Raw genomic sequence first — 15,284 nt, 5'->3', positions numbered from 1 at the left:
GCGGGAGTGGTCGTCGATGACGGTGTGCACGAACGCGGTGCCGGTGCGGGGCTTGTAGTCCGCGCCGCGGGGCAAGCCTGGCGTGGCGCGTTTGTTGCGCTCGCCTTGCTGCCGGCCGAGGTAGCGGTGCCCGCCGCCGTCGGGGATGTTGCCGAACTTGGTGACATCGACGTGGATCAGCGAGCCGGGATGGTCGTGTTCGTAGCGGCGCAGCGGTTCGCCGGTGACCCGGTCGATGCGGGACAGCCGGTTGATCCGGCAGCGCACCAGCACCGCGTGCACGGTCGAAGCCGGGACGTTGAGCCGGCCGGCGATCTGGACCGGGCCGAGTCGGTGGCGCCATCGCAGCCGCACGATCGCCCGCATGAGGTGTTCGGGGGTGCGGGTCGGGCTGTGGTGGGGGCGGCTGCTGCGGTCAGCCATCCCTGCCGCGCCCTCGAGCCGGTAGCGCTGCGCCCATTTCGCGGCCGTTTTGGCGGCGACCATGAACATCTTGGCCGCTTCAGCGTGGGTCCAACCGTGTTCGACGACCAGCCGGGCGAGTCGCAGCCGGGTGCGCGGGGTCAGGGTGGCGTTAGGGTGGGACACGAAGGCCTCCGGCGGGTGAAGCGGTTCCTAGACAGCTCCACTTCACATCCGGAGGCCTTCACCTGTCAGCACGACAGGCCGCCAGTGATCACCTCAACTCGGGACAACGTCCCCGGACATCACACCTAGAGCACCTCCGGCGGGGTGTTGCCCGCCGCCACGATCGCCCGCCGCACCGGCACCAGCCACACCAGCACCAGACCCACCGCGAAGAAGATCACCAGCGCCACGATGGCCAGCCGGAACGACCCCGTCGCCTGCCCGACGCCGGCGAACACCAGCGGCCCCAGCCACGACGTCCCGCGCTCACCCACGACGTAGAGCGAGTAGTACTGCGCGTCCTTGCCCGCCGGGATCATCTGGCTGAACAACGACCGCGACAACGCGTTCGTCCCGCCCAGCACCAGCCCGATCCCGACCGCCACCGCGAGGAACTGCAGCATCTGCTTCGGCTGCACGAAGTACGCCCCCGCCAGCACCACCACCCACAGCACCAGGCTGCCCAGGATCGTCCGCTTCGCCCCGATCCGCCGCGCCACCAGCCCGTGCAGCGTCCCGCCCAGGTACGCCACGAACTGGATCACCAGGATCGTCACGATCAGCACGCTGTTGCCGAAGCCCAGCTCGTCCTTGCCGTACTGCGCCGACACCGTGACCACCGTGTTGATCCCGTCGGTGAACACCAGGTAGCTGCCCAGGAAGGCCAGCGTCAACGGGTACGCCTTCGCCGACACCAGCGTCTGCCGCAGCTCCGCGAAGCCCGCCCGCAACACCGTCCGCCCCGGCACGACGTCGACCGGCTCGTGCCGCCGGGGGAGCGCCCGCACCGCGGGGATCGTGAACCCCGCCCACCACAACCCTGAGGTCAGGAAGCAGATCTGCACCGCCATGCCCTCGCTCACGCCGAACGTGTCGTGCCCGAGGTAGAACCCCAGCTGCAACGCCAGCGCCAGCCCGCCACCCAGGTACCCGAACGCCCAGCCCTTCGCCGAGATGTCGTCCCGCTCGTCCGGACCCCCGATGTCCACCAGGAACGAGTAGTAGACGACCAGCGAACCGCCGTAGCCGATGTTCGCGATGACGAACAGCACCACGCCCAGCTGCCAGTCCGACCCCGCGAGGAAGAACATCGCCGCCGCGGCCGCCGCGCCCAGGAACGCGAACCCACCCAGGATCCGCCGCTTGTTGTGACTGCGATCGGCCACCGCGCCCGCGATCGGCAGCACCAGCACCTGCACCACCGTCGCCACCGACAGCAGGTACCCCCACACCGAACCGGCGGGGAAGTGCAGCCCGAACAACGACACGTCGCAGTTGTGCAACGTGTCCGCCTTGCCCGCCGCGTCGACGCACGGACGGTCCCCGTTAAGGGTGAAGTTCGTCTTCGCGTCCGCCGCCGCGATCCCGCTCATCGACAGCGCGCCGAACACCGTCGTCGACGACGAATAGAACGGCGAATTCGCCCAGTCGTAGAAATACCAGCCCCAGCGCTCGCGCTTGGTCGAGCGCGTCCCGGCCAGCGTCATCCACGGCTCCTTCGGGTCAAGAACTTCCAGGTCAGCGCGGAGACTACTGGGAGGTAGCGACGACGCTCACAGCACCGCCGAAACCGTGTCCGGTTTGTCGCTTCGCGCGGATCCGCCACTTCCGGGGCAATCACGGTCCGGCCCTCACGGCGTGTCGCGAACAGGAGTGAACAGAGTTTCATGTGAGACTGAGGCGCGCAGTGTGTCCCTTGTGGTCAGTGGGACACCCTCCTACTGTGCTCGCATGATCCAGATCCGGAGACGCACCACCGCGAGGATTCTGCTCCTCGCCCTCGCCGCCATGGGTCTGCAGCTGACCGTCCCCGCCGTCGCCACCGCGGACCCCGCGCCGACGACCTGGGCCAAGCTCCGCATGTGCGAATCCAGCGGCCGCTACGCCACCAACACCGGAAACGGCTACTACGGCGCCTACCAGTTCGACCTCTCCACCTGGCGCAGCGTCGGCGGCACCGGCCGCCCCGACCAGGCCGCACCCGCCGAACAGGACTACCGCGCCCTCTACCTCTACCGCATGCGCGGCTGGCAACCCTGGCAGTGCGCCGGCATGCTCAACCTCGCCGGCGACGCCGACGCCCGCAGCAAGCGCGTCCCCACCTACGCCGACTCCGCCTACATCGGCGGGGGACCGGCCCCCGCACCCACCCCACCCGCACCCGGCGGCCCCATGCCCGCCTGGCCCGGCGTCGTCTACGCCTACGGCGACTGCGCCGCCCCGCTCAAGGCCTTCCAGCTCCGCATGAACGCCTACGGCTACGGCTTCACCGGCACCGGCTGCTACTACGACAAGACCCGCACCGCCGTCCTCGACCTCCAGCGAGCCAACGGCATCAACGACAGCGGCCGGCTCGGCCCCAAGACCTGGACCGCCGCCTGGCAGGGCAAACCACCCCGCTGACTCACGCCTCCTGGGACCGCTGCCACGCACCCCGCTCGATCAGCACCTCACGCAGCAGGTCCGGCCGGTCCGTGACGATCCCGTGCACCCCCAGATCCAGCAGCATCCGCATCTCCGCCGGATCGTCGATAGTCCACGTGTGCACCTCGATCCCGGACCGGCCCGCCATCGACAGGAACGCCTTGTCCACCACCCGCAACGCACCCTGCCGCACCGGCACCTGCGCCATCACCCCCAGCACCAGCCGCCCGAGGGGGAGCAGCGGCAGCTTCCCCCGCGCCCACAACGCCAACGCCGACCGCGGCCCCATCGCCGTCGCCAGCTTCGGCCCCGCCAGCTTCCGCAACCGCACCAGCCGCGCGTCCGAAAACGCCGCCGCCGCCACCCGGTCGTGCGCCCCCGTCCGCTCCAGCACCCGCACGAACGGCTCCACCGCCTGATCGGCCTTCACATCGATGTTGAACCGCGCGCCCGGTAGCTCCTCCAGCACGTCCTCCAGCCGCGACAACGGCACCTTCCCGCCGATCTTCACGCCCTTCAGCTGCTCCCACGTCTTCGTCGCGATCGCCCCGGCCCCATCGGTCGTCCGATCCAGGCTGGGGTCGTGGTGCACCACCACCACACCGTCCGCCGTCGCGTGCACGTCCGTCTCGAGGTACCGATACCCCTCCGCGCACGCCCGCTGGAACGCCGGCAGCGAATTCTCCAAACCGGCCAGCTCATCGAGGTGCCACCCCCGGTGCGCGAAGGCACGGGGGAGCGGATCGGCCAGGTACGGGAACGACGGCTGCATCCCCCAAGTGTGCACTTCCGCCATGACCCCGGCGTGACCCGGCGGTGGCCAGCTAGGGTCTCCGGGGTGAGGGAAGCCGCCGAACTGACCCAGCTCGAACCCGTCCCGGCCCGCCGCGGCGCCCCCAAGCACTGCGGCTGGTGCGGCCGCCGCCTCCCGGAAGCCGGCAACGTCGGCCGACGGCGCCGGTACTGCGGCCAATCCTGCCGCCAACGCGCCTACGAACGCCGCACCGCACTGCAGCGAAGCGGACTGCCCGAAGACGCCGTCGTGCTCTCCGACACCGAAATCGCCGCCCTCCAGGACCGTCTCTTCCAGCTGCGCTGCGCCGCCGAAGACATCGTCACCGCCGTCGACGACGGCGCCGACCCCCGCGAACTACGCGGCCTCGCCGACGAAATCGCCCGCGCCGCCAAAGACCTCGAACAACTCCGCTGACCCGTCACCCCAGCCCGTCCAACGCCCGGTACGTCCGGTTGCTCGCCGCCGCCGCACGCTGCTCACGACCCGTCGCCTCGATGTAGTTCTGACTCGTCGCCAAGCTCGCGTGCCCCAGCAACGCCATGATCTCCGAAGCCGTCGCCCCGTCCTCCGCCAACCGCGTCGCGAACGTGTGCCGCAACGCGTGCAAGTTCGCCCCCGCCGGCACCCGGTCGTGCAACCCCGCACCCCGGTAACACGACTTCACCAGGTACTCCAGCGCACCCCGCCCGATCGGCTCACCCGCCCGATCCAGCAGCAACGGCGAACCAGGGGAGAACCGCGCGTTCGGGAACCGCACCCGGCACGACTCCCGGTACCGCTCGATCAGCTCCGCCAGCACCGGCTGCACCGGGATCGACCGGTCCCGGCTGCCCTTCCCCTTCACGTGCAACCGCAACTCACCCGCGCGCCCCACCAAGGACCGCGACGACAGCGCCCGCATCTCCGCCGCCCGCAACCCCGCCACCAGACCCAGCGCGATCACCAGCACGTCCCGCTCCGGCCACGGATCCCGCGCGCGCCGCGAACCCGACGCCGCCGCCGACAGCAGCTGCTCCGGGGTTTCCTCACCCCGCAACGGCTTCGGCGTCAACGCTGGTGTCCGCGGCCGCGCCACCGCACCCATCGGGTTGCCCGGCAGCAGACCGTCCGCCACGCAGAACGTCAGGAACTGGTTCCACGTCGACCACGCCCGCAGCACCGAGCTCTTCGCGTGCCCGTCCGCGAACGCGCCGGCCCGGTCAGCTCGGCGACCTCCAGGTCCTCGGCGGGGCGGCCCAGCTCCGAAACCAGGAGAGCGGTGATCCCGGCGAGGTCCCGCCGGTAGGCGTCGGTGGTGTGCGGCGAGTCCTTGCGCGGCCGGCGGGCGGCGAAGAAGGCTTGTTGTGCCTCGGAAAGCCTCATGTGGATCTTGTACCGCACACCACCGACAATTCCGGTGTCCGGGTCCCCCGACATTTCATGCATAATGGCAATTATGCATGAAATGTCGGTTTAGTCCGGAACGGTCCTCCCGGGGGATCCAGGACTCTCTCCGAGGCGATTTCGGCCCCGAATCGCCCCTCGGTGCCTCGCGATGGGGATGCGTACACCTGTTCGACTGGCTCGATCGCCGGGCGGACCGCCTCAGGCTCCAGGTGACCCGGATATCCGAGACGGTCCGCCGTGTTGAAGGTCGTCTCACGGCAACTTCCTCAGTAGAGTTTCGTCACCGTGACGTTTTGAGGTCGAGTGGCTGGACATCGGATCCATGACCCCAGGGGATGCTCCTGCGCCCCTCAGAACCCGCCTTCAGGGTCGCCTGGTGTCCGGTGCCGAGAACCGGACGGCGGGAAACCTCAGGAGAAGCCGTCCTGACGAACTTGGTGCGCAACCCCCGGTGGCGGACGCCGGGCACCCCTCCCGGCTGTCCGTCCCAGCGTGTCCTCAAGTGCCGATAATGTACATTATGTCAAGTAACGTCAGTGCCAGTCGCTGATCATCACGTCCCGCGGTGCCGGGGCACCTTCCCCGGTCTCGACGAGCTGCTTGAGGCTCATCAGGTAGATCGCCCACTTCGTGCTGCAGTGGTGCATGAACTCGGCGGCCTCGCGCCAGCCCTCGTGCTTGAACAGGACGATCGTGTAGTCGTCGCGCTGCTCCAGGTCCCACCTGATCGTCGTGCCGATCCACTCCGGCGGTCCTTCCACCACCTCCCACCGGACGAGCCGGCCGGGGTCCTGCTCGATGACCTTCATGTCGAAGCCGCCCGGGATGAAGCGGAAGGCGATGACGCCGCCGAGGCCGGTCTCCCCCTCGGTTTTCTCCGTCCACCAGCCGGCGAGGCCGTCGATCGTGGTGAGCGCGTCGTAGACCTTCTCCGGGGTGGTGTGCTGGATGCCGATGCGGTGCAGGATGTCCATTTCTACTGCTTCTTCCGTTCGATGGTTTCAGCGATGTGCTTGATGCGGCGGAGCCGGGCGTCCCAGGCGTTGCCGACGTCGGCGAGCTGGGCGACGGCGCGGGCGAGCTGGGTTTCGTCGACGCGGAACTGCTTCTCGCGTCCTTCGGCTTGTGCGTGGACGAGGCCGGCGCGGTCGAGGACGGCGAGGTGCTTGGCGACGGCCTGGCGGGTCACTGGGAGGTGTTCGCTGAGGCTGGTGGCGGTTCCCCGCCCTTCGCTGAGCAGGAGGTCGAGCATGCGGCGGCGGGTGGGGTCGCCGATGGCCGACCAGAGGTCGTCGTCCACGGCGGTGGTCACGAGGTGGCTCCCACCTTGGCGGTGACGGCGGGGATCTGCGGCAGGAAGTGGTCCCAGCCGCTTTCGTGGTCGGCGTATTCGGCGGCGATCTTGGCTTCGTCCCAGCCGCGTTCGCGGAAGCCGGTTTCGGTCATGCGCAGCCGGGTGCCGGTGCCGGCGGGTTCGAGTTCGAAGACGACGAGGAAGGAGTTGCCGGGTGCGGCGGTCTCCCCTTCGGCGTGGGTCCAGCGGAAGGAGAAGAGCTTGGGTGGGATGGCGTCGACGACGGTGAAGCGGACAGGGTGGCCGTCGAAGGCGATGTGGCCTTCTCCCCCGGGTTCGACGGGGTATTCGGCCTCGTCGGGCCACCATTCGCGGACGTGTTCGGGGTTGCTGACGACGTCGAACACGACGTCGGGGGTGGCGTCGATGTGGAGTTCGCGTTCGAGGGTGCCGAGTTCCATGCCTTGCTCCTTGTGCAACGTTTGGTTGCTTGTCACGTTAGCCTGGACGGCGGTGATGTGCAACCTTCAGTTGCGTTGAGGTCGCGCTGAACCCAGGCGACGTCGTGCCAGGCGCCGTGCTTCCAGCCGACGCGGCGGTAGACGCCCGCGGGTTCGAAGCCGAGGGCGCGGTGCAGTCCGGCGCTGGCTTCGTTGGGCAGGGTCATACCGGCGAAGGCGCGGTGGAACCCGTGCTCGCGCAGGCGCTCGAACAGCGTCTCGTACAGGGCGCGCCCGGCTCCGGTGCGGCGGCGGCCGCGTTCGAGGTAGATGCTCGTTTCGCACGACCACCGGTAGGCGGCGCGGGTGGCGAAGGGGGTCGCGTAGGCGTAGCCGGCGACGTGGCCGTCGTCTTCGAGGACGAACCAGGCGTGGGCCGCGGTGATGCGGCGGGCCATTTCGGCGTCGTCGGGTGGTTCGGTCTCGAAGGAGATGGCGGTGTCGGTGACGTAGGGCGCGTAGAGCGCCGCGCAGGCAGGGGCGTCACTGGTGGTGGCGTCACGAATCATGGCTCATATGGTAGCCGCGATGAGTCGTATAGTATCCACGGTTATGACCGATCCCCTGTCCGCCCGCTTGGCGGCGACCGTGCACGCCACCCGGACTTCCCGTGGTCTTTCGGCCGCGGCGCTCGCCGAACGGTCGGGGGTGTCGCGCGCGATGATCGGCAAGATCGAGCGGGGTGACGTGCAGCCGACGGCGGCGTTGCTGGCGAAGCTGTCGGACGCGCTGGGCCTGACGCTGTCGGAGCTGATCGCGCGCGCCGAGGGCGACGAGCGGCGGCTGGTGCGCGCGGCGGAGCAGCCGGTGTGGGTGGACCCGGAGACCGGCTACCGCCGCCGCGCGGTCTCCCCCGCCGGCGGCCGTCCGCTGGAGCTGGTGGAGGTCGAGCTGCCGCCGGGTGCGGAGGTGCCGATGGCGGCGGGGACGTACGCGTTCCTGCACCAGCAGATCTGGGTGCTGGCCGGGCAGTTGCGGTTCCACGAGGGCGCGCGGGTGCACGAGCTGGCCGCCGGGGACTGCCTGCAGCTGGGCGCGCCGTCGGACTGCGTGTTCACGAACCCGGGCGCGCTCCCCTGCCGTTATCTGGTGGCGCTGGTCAAGCACGCCACGTGAGCCTCAGCGGGACGTGGCGTCGACGCCGGTGAGTTCGGCCGAGAGCGTCCAGAGGCGGGCGGCTTCGGCGGGGTCGATGGCGTAGTCGCGGACGCCGACGCGGAGCCCGACGTCGGTGACGCCGTCGCCCTCGGGTGCGAGTTCGGCGATGTCGCAGTCTTCGAGGTAGACGCCGCCCATGCCGTCGAGGCGGGGCGAGGTGGCGGCCCAGACCTGCGTGGCGGCGCCGGCTTCGGGGGTCTTGAAGTAGCCGCTGGGGACGCCGTTTTCGTCGACCCAGCCTTGGGCGACGCGTTCTTCCTGCGGGATGTGGCGGGCGAGGTTGGTGAGGATGGAGCCGGGGTGCAGGGCGAAGGCGCGTACGCCGCGGTCGCGGCCGAAGCGGTCGAGGTGGACGGCGAAGAGGATGTTGGCGGTCTTGGCCTGGCCGTAGGCGAGCCACTTGTCGTAGCCGGTCCCGAAGTGCGGGTCGGCCCAGCGGATGGGTGAGAAGTGGTGGCCGCGGGAGGAGACGGAGACGACGCGCGCGCCGTCGGCGATGGCCGGCCAGAGGCGGTTGACCAGGGCGAAGTGGCCGAGGTGGTTGGTGGCGAACTGGGCTTCCCAGCCGGGGCCGACGCGGGTTTCGGGGCAGGCCATGATGCCGGCGCTGTCGATGACGAGGTCGAGCCGGCGGCCGGTGGCGAGGAAGCGGTCGGCGAACGCGCGGACGCTGTCGAGGTCGCCGAGGTCGAGTTCGTCGACTTCGGCGATGCCGTCGAGCGCGGTTTCGGCGGTGGCGCGGCGCCGGGCGGGGACGATCACGCGGGCGCCGGCGTTGGTGAGGGCGCGCGTGGTTTCGAGGCCGATGCCGGAGTAGCCGCCGGTGACGAGGGCGAGCGTGCCGGTGAGGTCGATGCCGTCGAGGACTTCGGCGGCGGTGCTGGTGGCGCCGAAGCCGGAGCCGATCTTGTGCTGCGGGGTGGTCATGGTTTCGACGGTAGGAGCTGGAGTGCGCTCCAGCGCAAGGCTTGGCGGGTGCGGCGGGAAACTACGCTTTGTCCATGGTGGATGTGACCGTGGAAGAGATCGTGTCGTGCACCCCCGAGGCTTTCCTGGCCCTGGTGATGGACCCGCGGCGGTACGCGGAGGTCGACCGCAAGGTCGGGCCGATCGACTGGGTGCGCCGGGATGGCGACGTCACCGAGTTCCGGTTCCGGTCGGCGCTGCCCGGGCTGGGGCCGGGCCCGAAAGTCGTGTCGAGGATGACGCTGACGCCGGGTGAGCGCGTCGACGTGCGTCTGCCCGACCGGGCGGAGAACCGGCTGGCGCGGCGGGTGTCGACGTTCGAAGCGTCCTTCGCGTGCGTGCCGGTTGCCGGTGGGACTCGGGTGACCCGGCGGATCGCGTTCGGGTTCGCCGCTCCTCTGCGCTGGCTGGCCGAACCGGTGCTGCGTCGCAAGCTCCGGGCCGACGTCGAGGCGGAGGTCCGGGGTGCGAAGCGGCTGCTGGAGCGTTGACTGAAGCAGTGAATCGGTGCTTCACTTCTTGGCGTGCCCTACCGCCGCACTCCGAAGGTGCAGGAACGCCTGGATGCCCAGCGCGAGACGATCGTCGCCGCGGCGACCGAGCAGCTTGCCGAGCGTGGCTACAGCGGGTGTTCCGTCGCGGCGGTCGCCGAGCGCGCCGGGGTGGCCGTGGGCAGTGTCTACAAGCACTTCCCCACCAAGGCCGATCTGGTCGTGCACGTGTTCCGGCAGGTCGTGACGCGGGAGGTCGAAGCCGTGCGGGCGGCGTCCGCGCGGCCGGGTGAGCCCGCCGAGCGGGTGCTGGCCGTGTTCGAGACCTTCGCCCAGCGCGCGCTGAAGGCGCCCCGGCAGGCGTACGCGCTGCTCGCCGAGCCGGTCGACGCGCTGATCGACGCCGAGCGGCTCGAGTTCCGGCGCGCGTTCACCGAGGTGGTCGCCGAGCACGTCGCGGCCGGGGTACGCCAAGGCGCGCTGCCGCCGCAGGACGGCCGGCTGACCGCCGCGGCGCTGGTCGGGGCCGCCGCCGAAGTTCTGATCGGCCCGTTGACCAGCGGTAACGCCGGTGATGTCGCCGAGCTCCGCACATTCGTCGTCCGCGCTCTAGGAGGTTCCGATGCCCGCCACGCATGAGGTCACCAACCAGGTCCCGCCGCTGGCCGGCCACGACGTCGGCGCCGACCCGGCGCTGTTGGAAGGGCTCGAGCGGGCGGGTGCCGGGTGGGCGGCTGACGAGGTGCACGAGCTGGGCCGGCTCGCCGGGAGCGAGCGGGTCCAGGAGTGGGGCCGGCTGGTCAACGAGAACGAGCCGGTGCTGCGCACGCACGACCGCTACGGCAACCGGATCGACGAGGTCGAGTTCCACCCGCACTGGCACGAGCTCATGAACGTCGCGGTGTCGCACGGCCTGCACGGCACGCCGTGGCGCGACGACCGCGCGGGCGCGCACGCGGCGAGGGCGGCGAAGTTCTACGTGTGGGGCCAGGCCGAGTTCGGCCACAGCTGCCCGATCTCGATGACCTACGCGGCGATCCCCGCGCTGCGGGCCAACCCGGAGCTGGCCGCGCGGTACGAGCCGCTGCTGGCCGCGACCGAGTACGACTTCGGGCTGCGCGAGCCGGGCACCAAGCGCGGCCTGATCGCGGGCATGTCGATGACCGAGAAGCAGGGCGGCTCCGACGTCCGCGCCAACACGACCACGGCGACCCCGAGCGCGGACGGCAGCTACACCCTCGTCGGGCACAAGTGGTTCACCTCCGCGCCGATGTCGGACATGTTCCTGACGCTGGCGCAGGCCCCCGGCGGGCTGTCGTGCTTCCTGCTCCCCCGCGTCCTGCCCGACGGCTCGCGCAACCCGATCCGGCTGCAGCGCCTGAAGGACAAGCTGGGCAACCGGTCGAACGCGTCGTCGGAGATCGAGTACGACAACGCCGTGGGCTGGCTGGTCGGCGAAGAGGGCCGCGGGGTGCGCACGATCATCGAGATGGTCAACAACACCCGGCTGGACTGCACGCTGGGCAGCGCGTCCGGGATGCGGCTGGGCACGGTCCGCGCGGTGCACCACGCGACCCACCGCCACGCGTTCGGCAAGGCGCTGGTCGACCAGCCGCTGATGGCCAACGTGCTGGCCGACCTCGCGGTCGAGTCCGAAGCCGCGACGACGGTGGCGATGCGGCTGGCCGCGGCGGGCGACCGGCCAGGCGACCCGCAGGAGCAGGCGTTCCGGCGGCTCGGGCTGGCGGTGTCGAAGTACTGGGTGTGCAAGCGCGCGCCGGTGCACGCGGCCGAGGCCCTGGAATGCTTCGGCGGCAACGGCTACGTCGAGGAGTCGGGCATGCCGCGGCTCTACCGCGAGGCCCCGCTGTCGTCCATCTGGGAGGGCTCGGGCAACGTCGCGGCGCTGGACGCGTTGCGCGCCATGGGAAAGCAGCCCGAATCGGTGGCGGCGTTCTTCACCGAGGTCGAGCAGGCCGCCGGCGGCGACGCGCGGCTGGACGACGCCGTCGACCGGCTCAAGAAGGAGCTGACCGACCTGGCCGCGATCGAGTACCGGGCGCGGCGGGTGGTCGAGTCGATGGCGCTGGTCCTGCAGGGTTCGCTGCTGGTGCGCCACGGCCACCCGGCGGTCGCGGACGCGTTCTGCGCGTCTCGTTTCGGCGGGGACTGGGGCATCGCGTTCGGCACGCTCCCGGCCGGCGTCGACACGGGAGCGATCATCGAGCGCGCCGCCGTCCGCTAACCGCGCTCGGCGCGCTGCCGGGCCAGCTCCTCGACCGCGCTGGGCAGGGTCTGCTCGAAGTCGATGAGCTTCGCCCAGGTCGGGGTGACGACGATCCGGACCATTCCGTCGTAGAGCGAGCGCACCTCGCGCTCCCACTCGACGCGCTGCTCGGGCGTCATCTGGTAGCTGCCGTTCATCTGCAGGTATTCGGCGGGGATGCCGTCGACGACGTCGAGTTCGACCCGGCCGCGGATCAGCAGGATCTTCGGCGGGTGGGACTCGGTGTCGATGGTGAGGGCGACGGCCGGGTTCGCCCGCAGCGACCGCAGCTTCGGCATGTTCTTCGCGGTGCACATGACGATCTCCGAGCCGTTCCAGGTGAACGCCATCGGGACCGAACGCGGGGTGCCGTCCTGGGCGACGTAGGCCAGGCGGGTGATGTCGCGGGCCAGCAGTTCCTTGGCGTACGGGCGGTTCAGTACCTCGGTGATCGCGTGCTGCTCCATGGTGTCCTCCGGTGCCGGGGCGGCCCGTGGTGGCCGCTGTCGATCCTGGGACGGAGCCGCGAACCGGGTTTCGACATCAGCCGCCGAGCGCGTCCAGGGCGCCGGCGACCGCGGCGGCTTTGAGGTCTTCGACGGGGGCGTCGGGGAACTGCATGCAGACGTCCTGCAGGCCGCCCAGCGCGAGGATCGCGCGGGCCTGCTGTTCGAGCGTGGGCGACGGGCCGCAGATCAGCGTGGTGAGCCGGGTGCGCCAGCCCAGCGCCTTGTCGATCAGGCCGAGGTCGGCCAGCGTCGGCAGCTCGGCCAGCAGCATGATGACGTCCGCGCGGTGGCGGTAGTTGAAGTCGAAGAACCCCTCGATCAGCTCCCGCACCGGCGCGTCGCCGCGGGCTTCCTGGGCGAGGAGGAACCGCTCGCCGTCGTCGAGCATCGGCTGGACGATGCTGCGGACCAGGTCGTCGCGGGACGGGAAGTGGTAGTAGAGGGCGGGTTTGGTGATGCCCAGCCGGCCGGCGATGTCCTGGAGGCTGGTGCGCTGGACGCCTTGGCTGGTGAACAGCTCCCGGGCGACGTCCAGGATGCGCTGCTTGGTGTCGGAGGGTTTCGGCACGGTCACAGCATAACTGACTTAACGATAGGTAAGGACACGTGGTACAACTTACCTACCGTTAAGTCAGGGAGGTACTCATGCGGATCCTCGTCTCCGGCGCCAGCATCGCCGGGCCGGTGCTGGCGTACTGGCTCACCCGCCACGGCTTCGACGTCACCGTCGTCGAACGCGCCCCGGAGCTGCGCAAGACCGGCGGCCACGCGGTCGACCTGTTCCGGCCCGCCATGGACATCACCGAGAAGATGGGTGTCCTGCCGCGCGTGGAAGCGCTCAAGACCGGCACCACGCGGATGACGCTGCACCGCGAAGGCGTCCGCCGTCCGGCGCGGGTGGACCTGTCGAAGATCTACCAGGCCACCTCCGACCGGCACGTCGAGGTCATGCGCGACGACCTCAGCGAGATCTACTACGACGCCGGCCGCGACGACGTCGGGTACCTCTTCGGCGACTCGATCACCGCCATCTCCCCCGACGGCGACGTCACCTTCGAGCACGCCCCGCCGCGGCGCTTCGACGTGGTCGTCGGTGCCGACGGCCTGCACTCGAACGTGCGGCGCCTGGTCTTCGGCGAGGAAGCCGGTCTGACGAAGTTCATCGGCGCGTACCTGGCCGTGCTGTCCCTGCCGGGCGCCACCGGCCTCGGCGACGGCGAGACCACGCTGCACCTCGGGCCGGGCCGCACCGCGGGCATCTACAGCGCCCGCCACCTGGACGAGGCTCGCGCGGTGTTCCTGTTCCGCCGCGACGAGGAGCTCGACTACCACCACCGCGACGTCCCCCGGCAGAAGGAGCTGCTGCGCGCGGCGTACGCGGGCATGCACCCGCAGGTCGACGGCTGGCTCGCCGGCCTGGACGGCCCGGGCCCGTTCTACTTCGACTCGATCACCCAGCTGCAGCTGGAGTCCTGGTCACGCGGCCGCGTCACCCTCGTCGGCGACGCCGGCTACTGCCCCGGCCCGGCGGTGGGCGGCAGCACGAGCCTGGCCGTGCTCGGCGCGTACGTCCTCGCCGGCGAACTGGCCGCCGCGGGCGGGGACCACGAACGCGCGTTCGCCGCCTACGAACGGGAAATGGCCGAGCTGGTCCGCCAGAGCCGTGCCTTCGCGGCCGGCGCGGCCCGCAGCCTGATCCCGGCGTCCCGCATGGGCGTCTGGGCGCTGGCCAACGGCGGCCGGCTCGTCTCGGCCCTGCCGGCCGGGGTCAGCCGCGCGATCGCGAAGCTGAACACCGGCGGCGTCCGCATGCACGACTCCATGCGGGTCAAGGACTACGCGGTCTCCGCGGTGGGCTGACGGTGGTGGTCGGCCGCTGCCTGGACCCGGGCCGTGTAGGCGGCCCACCAGGCGGCGTCGCCGATGTCGTCGTGGTCGCCACCGCCGCGGCCGTCGATCAGCTCGCGCACGATGTCGGCGTGCCCCGCGTGGTGCGCCGTCTCGGCCACCACCCGCACGAGCAGCGACCCGAACGTCGTCCGGCGGCGCTCTTCCGGCCACCACGCGACCTCGGCCGGCGCGTCCAGCGGCAGCAGCGCGATCGACTCGTCGGAGTGCCGCCACGCCGTCCGGTACAGCTCGATCAGCTCCGCCCGGCTCTGCTCCACGGTCGCCCACATGTCCGCGCTGTCCCAGATCGACCCGTCGGCCACCCACGGCAGCGTGACCGGCGCCGGCCGGCCCACGCAGTCGCCGAGGTAGCCGAACTCGCCCCTGGCCAGGTGCTTGACCAGCCCCAGCAGGTTGGTGGCCGTCGGCGTCATCGGACGGCGGACGTCGTACTCGCTCAGCCCGGAAAGCGACGCGACGACGTGGTCGCGGCTCTCCTGGAGATAGCGCCGCAGGTCGGCGGCAAGAGGATCCATGCGCGCACGCTAGCGACGGGCACCGACAAAAAAGTCCGGGCGGGCGCGCGGGAAGAGCCGCGCGCCCGCACCCCCAGTGGCCCGGCGGAGCGCCGCCGTCGCGGGACAGGAGGCAGCGGCCCCCGCGCTGGATACCGCGAATTCCGCGGATTTCAGCCCGAGAGCAGCCCCGGATCCGTCTCCGGCGGTCCCGACGGCCACCAGGCGTCCCCTTCCCGGCGGTAGGGGTGCCACCGGCCACGGCGATCCAGCCGCAGCTGGACGTCGCCGATCGTGCAGTGGTTGCGCTCGAACACCGGCTCCTCGCCGGCGAGCGCCGCCCGCGCGGCCGCCAGCACCGGCTTCGGCGGGCTCCACGCCGAGTCCAGCACCTCCAGCCCGTCCCGGCCGCCGAACGACCACGCCGCCACCGCGCGGTCGAAGTCGGCACCCGTGCCGAGC

18 protein-coding genes and 2 pseudogenes are annotated in these 15,284 nt (G+C 70.9%); 7 read left to right on the top strand and 13 right to left on the bottom strand.

The window, feature by feature from the left end:
* On the bottom strand, window positions 1-588 hold a 588-nt coding region (locus G3I65_RS21505; RefSeq protein ID WP_160697706.1), incomplete at its 3' end, for a leucine zipper domain-containing protein.
* Window positions 589-713: 125 nt separating this feature from the next.
* Window positions 714-2,114, bottom strand: coding sequence for an MFS transporter (locus tag G3I65_RS21500; RefSeq protein WP_160697705.1), 1,401 nt, complete (start codon window positions 2,112-2,114; stop codon window positions 714-716).
* 244 nt (window positions 2,115-2,358) lie between these two features.
* Between G3I65_RS21500 and G3I65_RS21495 the strand changes: the two genes are divergently transcribed.
* Window positions 2,359-3,030 (top strand): transglycosylase family protein, encoded by a 672-nt coding sequence (locus G3I65_RS21495; RefSeq protein ID WP_160697704.1) that lies wholly within the window; start codon window positions 2,359-2,361, stop codon window positions 3,028-3,030.
* A 1-nt stretch (window position 3,031) separates the two neighbouring features.
* On the opposite strand, the gene G3I65_RS21490 is transcribed toward G3I65_RS21495, so the two are convergent.
* Window positions 3,032-3,823 carry a glycerophosphodiester phosphodiesterase gene (locus G3I65_RS21490; RefSeq protein ID WP_160697703.1) on the bottom strand — a complete coding sequence of 264 codons (792 nt, stop codon included), beginning with the start codon at window positions 3,821-3,823 and terminating at the stop codon, window positions 3,032-3,034.
* A 66-nt stretch (window positions 3,824-3,889) separates the two neighbouring features.
* Here G3I65_RS21490 and G3I65_RS21485 point away from each other — a divergent pair, with 66 nt between their 5' ends.
* Window positions 3,890-4,261 carry a hypothetical protein gene (locus G3I65_RS21485; protein WP_160697702.1) on the top strand — a complete coding sequence of 124 codons (372 nt, stop codon included), beginning with the start codon at window positions 3,890-3,892 and terminating at the stop codon, window positions 4,259-4,261.
* Window positions 4,262-4,265: 4 nt separating this feature from the next.
* Here the strand turns inward: G3I65_RS21485 and G3I65_RS21480 are convergent.
* The 5 genes and pseudogenes from G3I65_RS21480 to G3I65_RS21460 all read right to left on the bottom strand — a co-directional run bounded on the left by G3I65_RS21480 (window position 4,266) and on the right by G3I65_RS21460 (window position 7,536).
* Window positions 4,266-5,227, bottom strand: a pseudogene (locus G3I65_RS21480) (tyrosine-type recombinase/integrase).
* A gap of 539 nt (window positions 5,228-5,766) precedes the next feature.
* Window positions 5,767-6,207 carry an SRPBCC domain-containing protein gene (locus tag G3I65_RS21475; RefSeq protein ID WP_160697701.1) on the bottom strand — a complete coding sequence of 147 codons (441 nt, stop codon included), beginning with the start codon at window positions 6,205-6,207 and terminating at the stop codon, window positions 5,767-5,769.
* 2 nt (window positions 6,208-6,209) lie between these two features.
* Window positions 6,210-6,545 (bottom strand): metalloregulator ArsR/SmtB family transcription factor, encoded by a 336-nt coding sequence (locus G3I65_RS21470; RefSeq protein ID WP_160697700.1) that lies wholly within the window; start codon window positions 6,543-6,545, stop codon window positions 6,210-6,212.
* The gene (locus G3I65_RS21465) at window positions 6,542-6,988 is read right to left on the bottom strand and encodes an SRPBCC domain-containing protein (RefSeq protein WP_160697699.1); all 447 of its coding nucleotides are present in this window, start codon (window positions 6,986-6,988) and stop codon (window positions 6,542-6,544) included. The genes G3I65_RS21470 and G3I65_RS21465 overlap by 4 nt, the downstream gene beginning before the upstream one ends.
* A 32-nt stretch (window positions 6,989-7,020) precedes the next feature.
* Window positions 7,021-7,536 carry a GNAT family N-acetyltransferase gene (locus G3I65_RS21460; RefSeq protein ID WP_160697698.1) on the bottom strand — a complete coding sequence of 172 codons (516 nt, stop codon included), beginning with the start codon at window positions 7,534-7,536 and terminating at the stop codon, window positions 7,021-7,023.
* A 43-nt stretch (window positions 7,537-7,579) separates the two neighbouring features.
* On the opposite strand from G3I65_RS21460, the gene G3I65_RS21455 reads away from it, so the two are divergent.
* Complete coding sequence (locus tag G3I65_RS21455) at window positions 7,580-8,143, top strand: XRE family transcriptional regulator (protein WP_160697697.1); 564 nt, start codon at window positions 7,580-7,582, stop codon at window positions 8,141-8,143.
* Window positions 8,144-8,146: 3 nt separating this feature from the next.
* Here G3I65_RS21455 and G3I65_RS21450 read toward each other — a convergent pair whose 3' ends face one another.
* Window positions 8,147-9,112 carry an SDR family NAD(P)-dependent oxidoreductase gene (locus G3I65_RS21450; protein ID WP_160697696.1) on the bottom strand — a complete coding sequence of 322 codons (966 nt, stop codon included), beginning with the start codon at window positions 9,110-9,112 and terminating at the stop codon, window positions 8,147-8,149.
* Window positions 9,113-9,186: 74 nt separating this feature from the next.
* Between G3I65_RS21450 and G3I65_RS21445 the strand changes: the two genes are divergently transcribed.
* From G3I65_RS21445 to G3I65_RS21435, 3 genes are read left to right on the top strand one after another with little or no spacing between them, the layout of a single operon-like run.
* The gene (locus tag G3I65_RS21445) at window positions 9,187-9,642 is read left to right on the top strand and encodes an SRPBCC family protein (RefSeq protein WP_125316473.1); all 456 of its coding nucleotides are present in this window, start codon (window positions 9,187-9,189) and stop codon (window positions 9,640-9,642) included.
* A 33-nt stretch (window positions 9,643-9,675) separates the two neighbouring features.
* Complete coding sequence (locus tag G3I65_RS21440) at window positions 9,676-10,281, top strand: TetR/AcrR family transcriptional regulator (RefSeq protein ID WP_160697695.1); 606 nt, start codon at window positions 9,676-9,678, stop codon at window positions 10,279-10,281.
* Window positions 10,265-11,887, top strand: coding sequence for an acyl-CoA dehydrogenase family protein (locus G3I65_RS21435; protein ID WP_160697694.1), 1,623 nt, complete (start codon window positions 10,265-10,267; stop codon window positions 11,885-11,887). The genes G3I65_RS21440 and G3I65_RS21435 overlap by 17 nt, the downstream gene beginning before the upstream one ends.
* Here the strand turns inward: G3I65_RS21435 and G3I65_RS21430 are convergent.
* Together G3I65_RS21430 and G3I65_RS21425 are read right to left on the bottom strand one after the other, a co-directional pair.
* Window positions 11,884-12,375, bottom strand: a complete 492-nt coding sequence (locus G3I65_RS21430) for a pyridoxamine 5'-phosphate oxidase family protein (protein ID WP_160697693.1) — start codon at window positions 12,373-12,375, stop codon at window positions 11,884-11,886. The genes G3I65_RS21435 and G3I65_RS21430 overlap by 4 nt on opposite strands.
* Window positions 12,376-12,451: 76 nt before the next feature.
* Window positions 12,452-12,985 (bottom strand): TetR/AcrR family transcriptional regulator, encoded by a 534-nt coding sequence (locus G3I65_RS21425; protein WP_160697692.1) that lies wholly within the window; start codon window positions 12,983-12,985, stop codon window positions 12,452-12,454.
* A 77-nt stretch (window positions 12,986-13,062) separates the two neighbouring features.
* Between G3I65_RS21425 and G3I65_RS21420 the strand changes: the two genes are divergently transcribed.
* Window positions 13,063-14,277, top strand: a complete 1,215-nt coding sequence (locus G3I65_RS21420) for an FAD-dependent monooxygenase (RefSeq protein ID WP_160697691.1) — start codon at window positions 13,063-13,065, stop codon at window positions 14,275-14,277.
* On the opposite strand, the gene G3I65_RS21415 is transcribed toward G3I65_RS21420, so the two are convergent.
* Entirely contained in the window at window positions 14,253-14,843 is a 591-nt protein-coding gene (locus tag G3I65_RS21415) for a DinB family protein (RefSeq protein WP_160697690.1), read from the bottom strand. The genes G3I65_RS21420 and G3I65_RS21415 overlap by 25 nt on opposite strands.
* A 152-nt stretch (window positions 14,844-14,995) precedes the next feature.
* Window positions 14,996-15,284 (bottom strand): annotated as a pseudogene (locus G3I65_RS21410) (SWF/SNF family helicase); the annotation flags it as partial.

Origin of the sequence: Amycolatopsis sp. SID8362 (genome assembly GCF_010550475.1) — a bacterium.
GTDB lineage: Bacteria > Actinomycetota > Actinomycetes > Mycobacteriales > Pseudonocardiaceae > Amycolatopsis > Amycolatopsis eburnea.
This window is presented reverse-complemented; position numbering and strand designations above follow the sequence as displayed.

Excerpts from the sequence above, each read along its gene's own strand:
- G3I65_RS21500 (WP_160697705.1), bottom strand. The coding sequence starts at position 2,114 with ATGACGCTGGCCGGGACGCGCTCGACCAAGCGCGAGCGCTGGGGCTGG.
- G3I65_RS21495 (WP_160697704.1), top strand. The coding sequence starts at position 2,359 with ATGATCCAGATCCGGAGACGCACCACCGCGAGGATTCTGCTCCTCGCC.
- G3I65_RS21490 (WP_160697703.1), bottom strand. The coding sequence starts at position 3,823 with ATGCAGCCGTCGTTCCCGTACCTGGCCGATCCGCTCCCCCGTGCCTTC.
- G3I65_RS21475 (WP_160697701.1), bottom strand. The coding sequence starts at position 6,207 with ATGGACATCCTGCACCGCATCGGCATCCAGCACACCACCCCGGAGAAG.
- G3I65_RS21465 (WP_160697699.1), bottom strand. The coding sequence starts at position 6,988 with ATGGAACTCGGCACCCTCGAACGCGAACTCCACATCGACGCCACCCCC.
- G3I65_RS21460 (WP_160697698.1), bottom strand. The coding sequence starts at position 7,536 with ATGATTCGTGACGCCACCACCAGTGACGCCCCTGCCTGCGCGGCGCTC.
- G3I65_RS21455 (WP_160697697.1), top strand. The coding sequence starts at position 7,580 with ATGACCGATCCCCTGTCCGCCCGCTTGGCGGCGACCGTGCACGCCACC.
- G3I65_RS21450 (WP_160697696.1), bottom strand. The coding sequence starts at position 9,112 with ATGACCACCCCGCAGCACAAGATCGGCTCCGGCTTCGGCGCCACCAGC.
- G3I65_RS21445 (WP_125316473.1), top strand. The coding sequence starts at position 9,187 with ATGGTGGATGTGACCGTGGAAGAGATCGTGTCGTGCACCCCCGAGGCT.
- G3I65_RS21435 (WP_160697694.1), top strand. The coding sequence starts at position 10,265 with ATGCCCGCCACGCATGAGGTCACCAACCAGGTCCCGCCGCTGGCCGGC.
- G3I65_RS21430 (WP_160697693.1), bottom strand. The coding sequence starts at position 12,375 with ATGGAGCAGCACGCGATCACCGAGGTACTGAACCGCCCGTACGCCAAG.
- G3I65_RS21420 (WP_160697691.1), top strand. The coding sequence starts at position 13,063 with ATGCGGATCCTCGTCTCCGGCGCCAGCATCGCCGGGCCGGTGCTGGCG.
- G3I65_RS21415 (WP_160697690.1), bottom strand. The coding sequence starts at position 14,843 with ATGGATCCTCTTGCCGCCGACCTGCGGCGCTATCTCCAGGAGAGCCGC.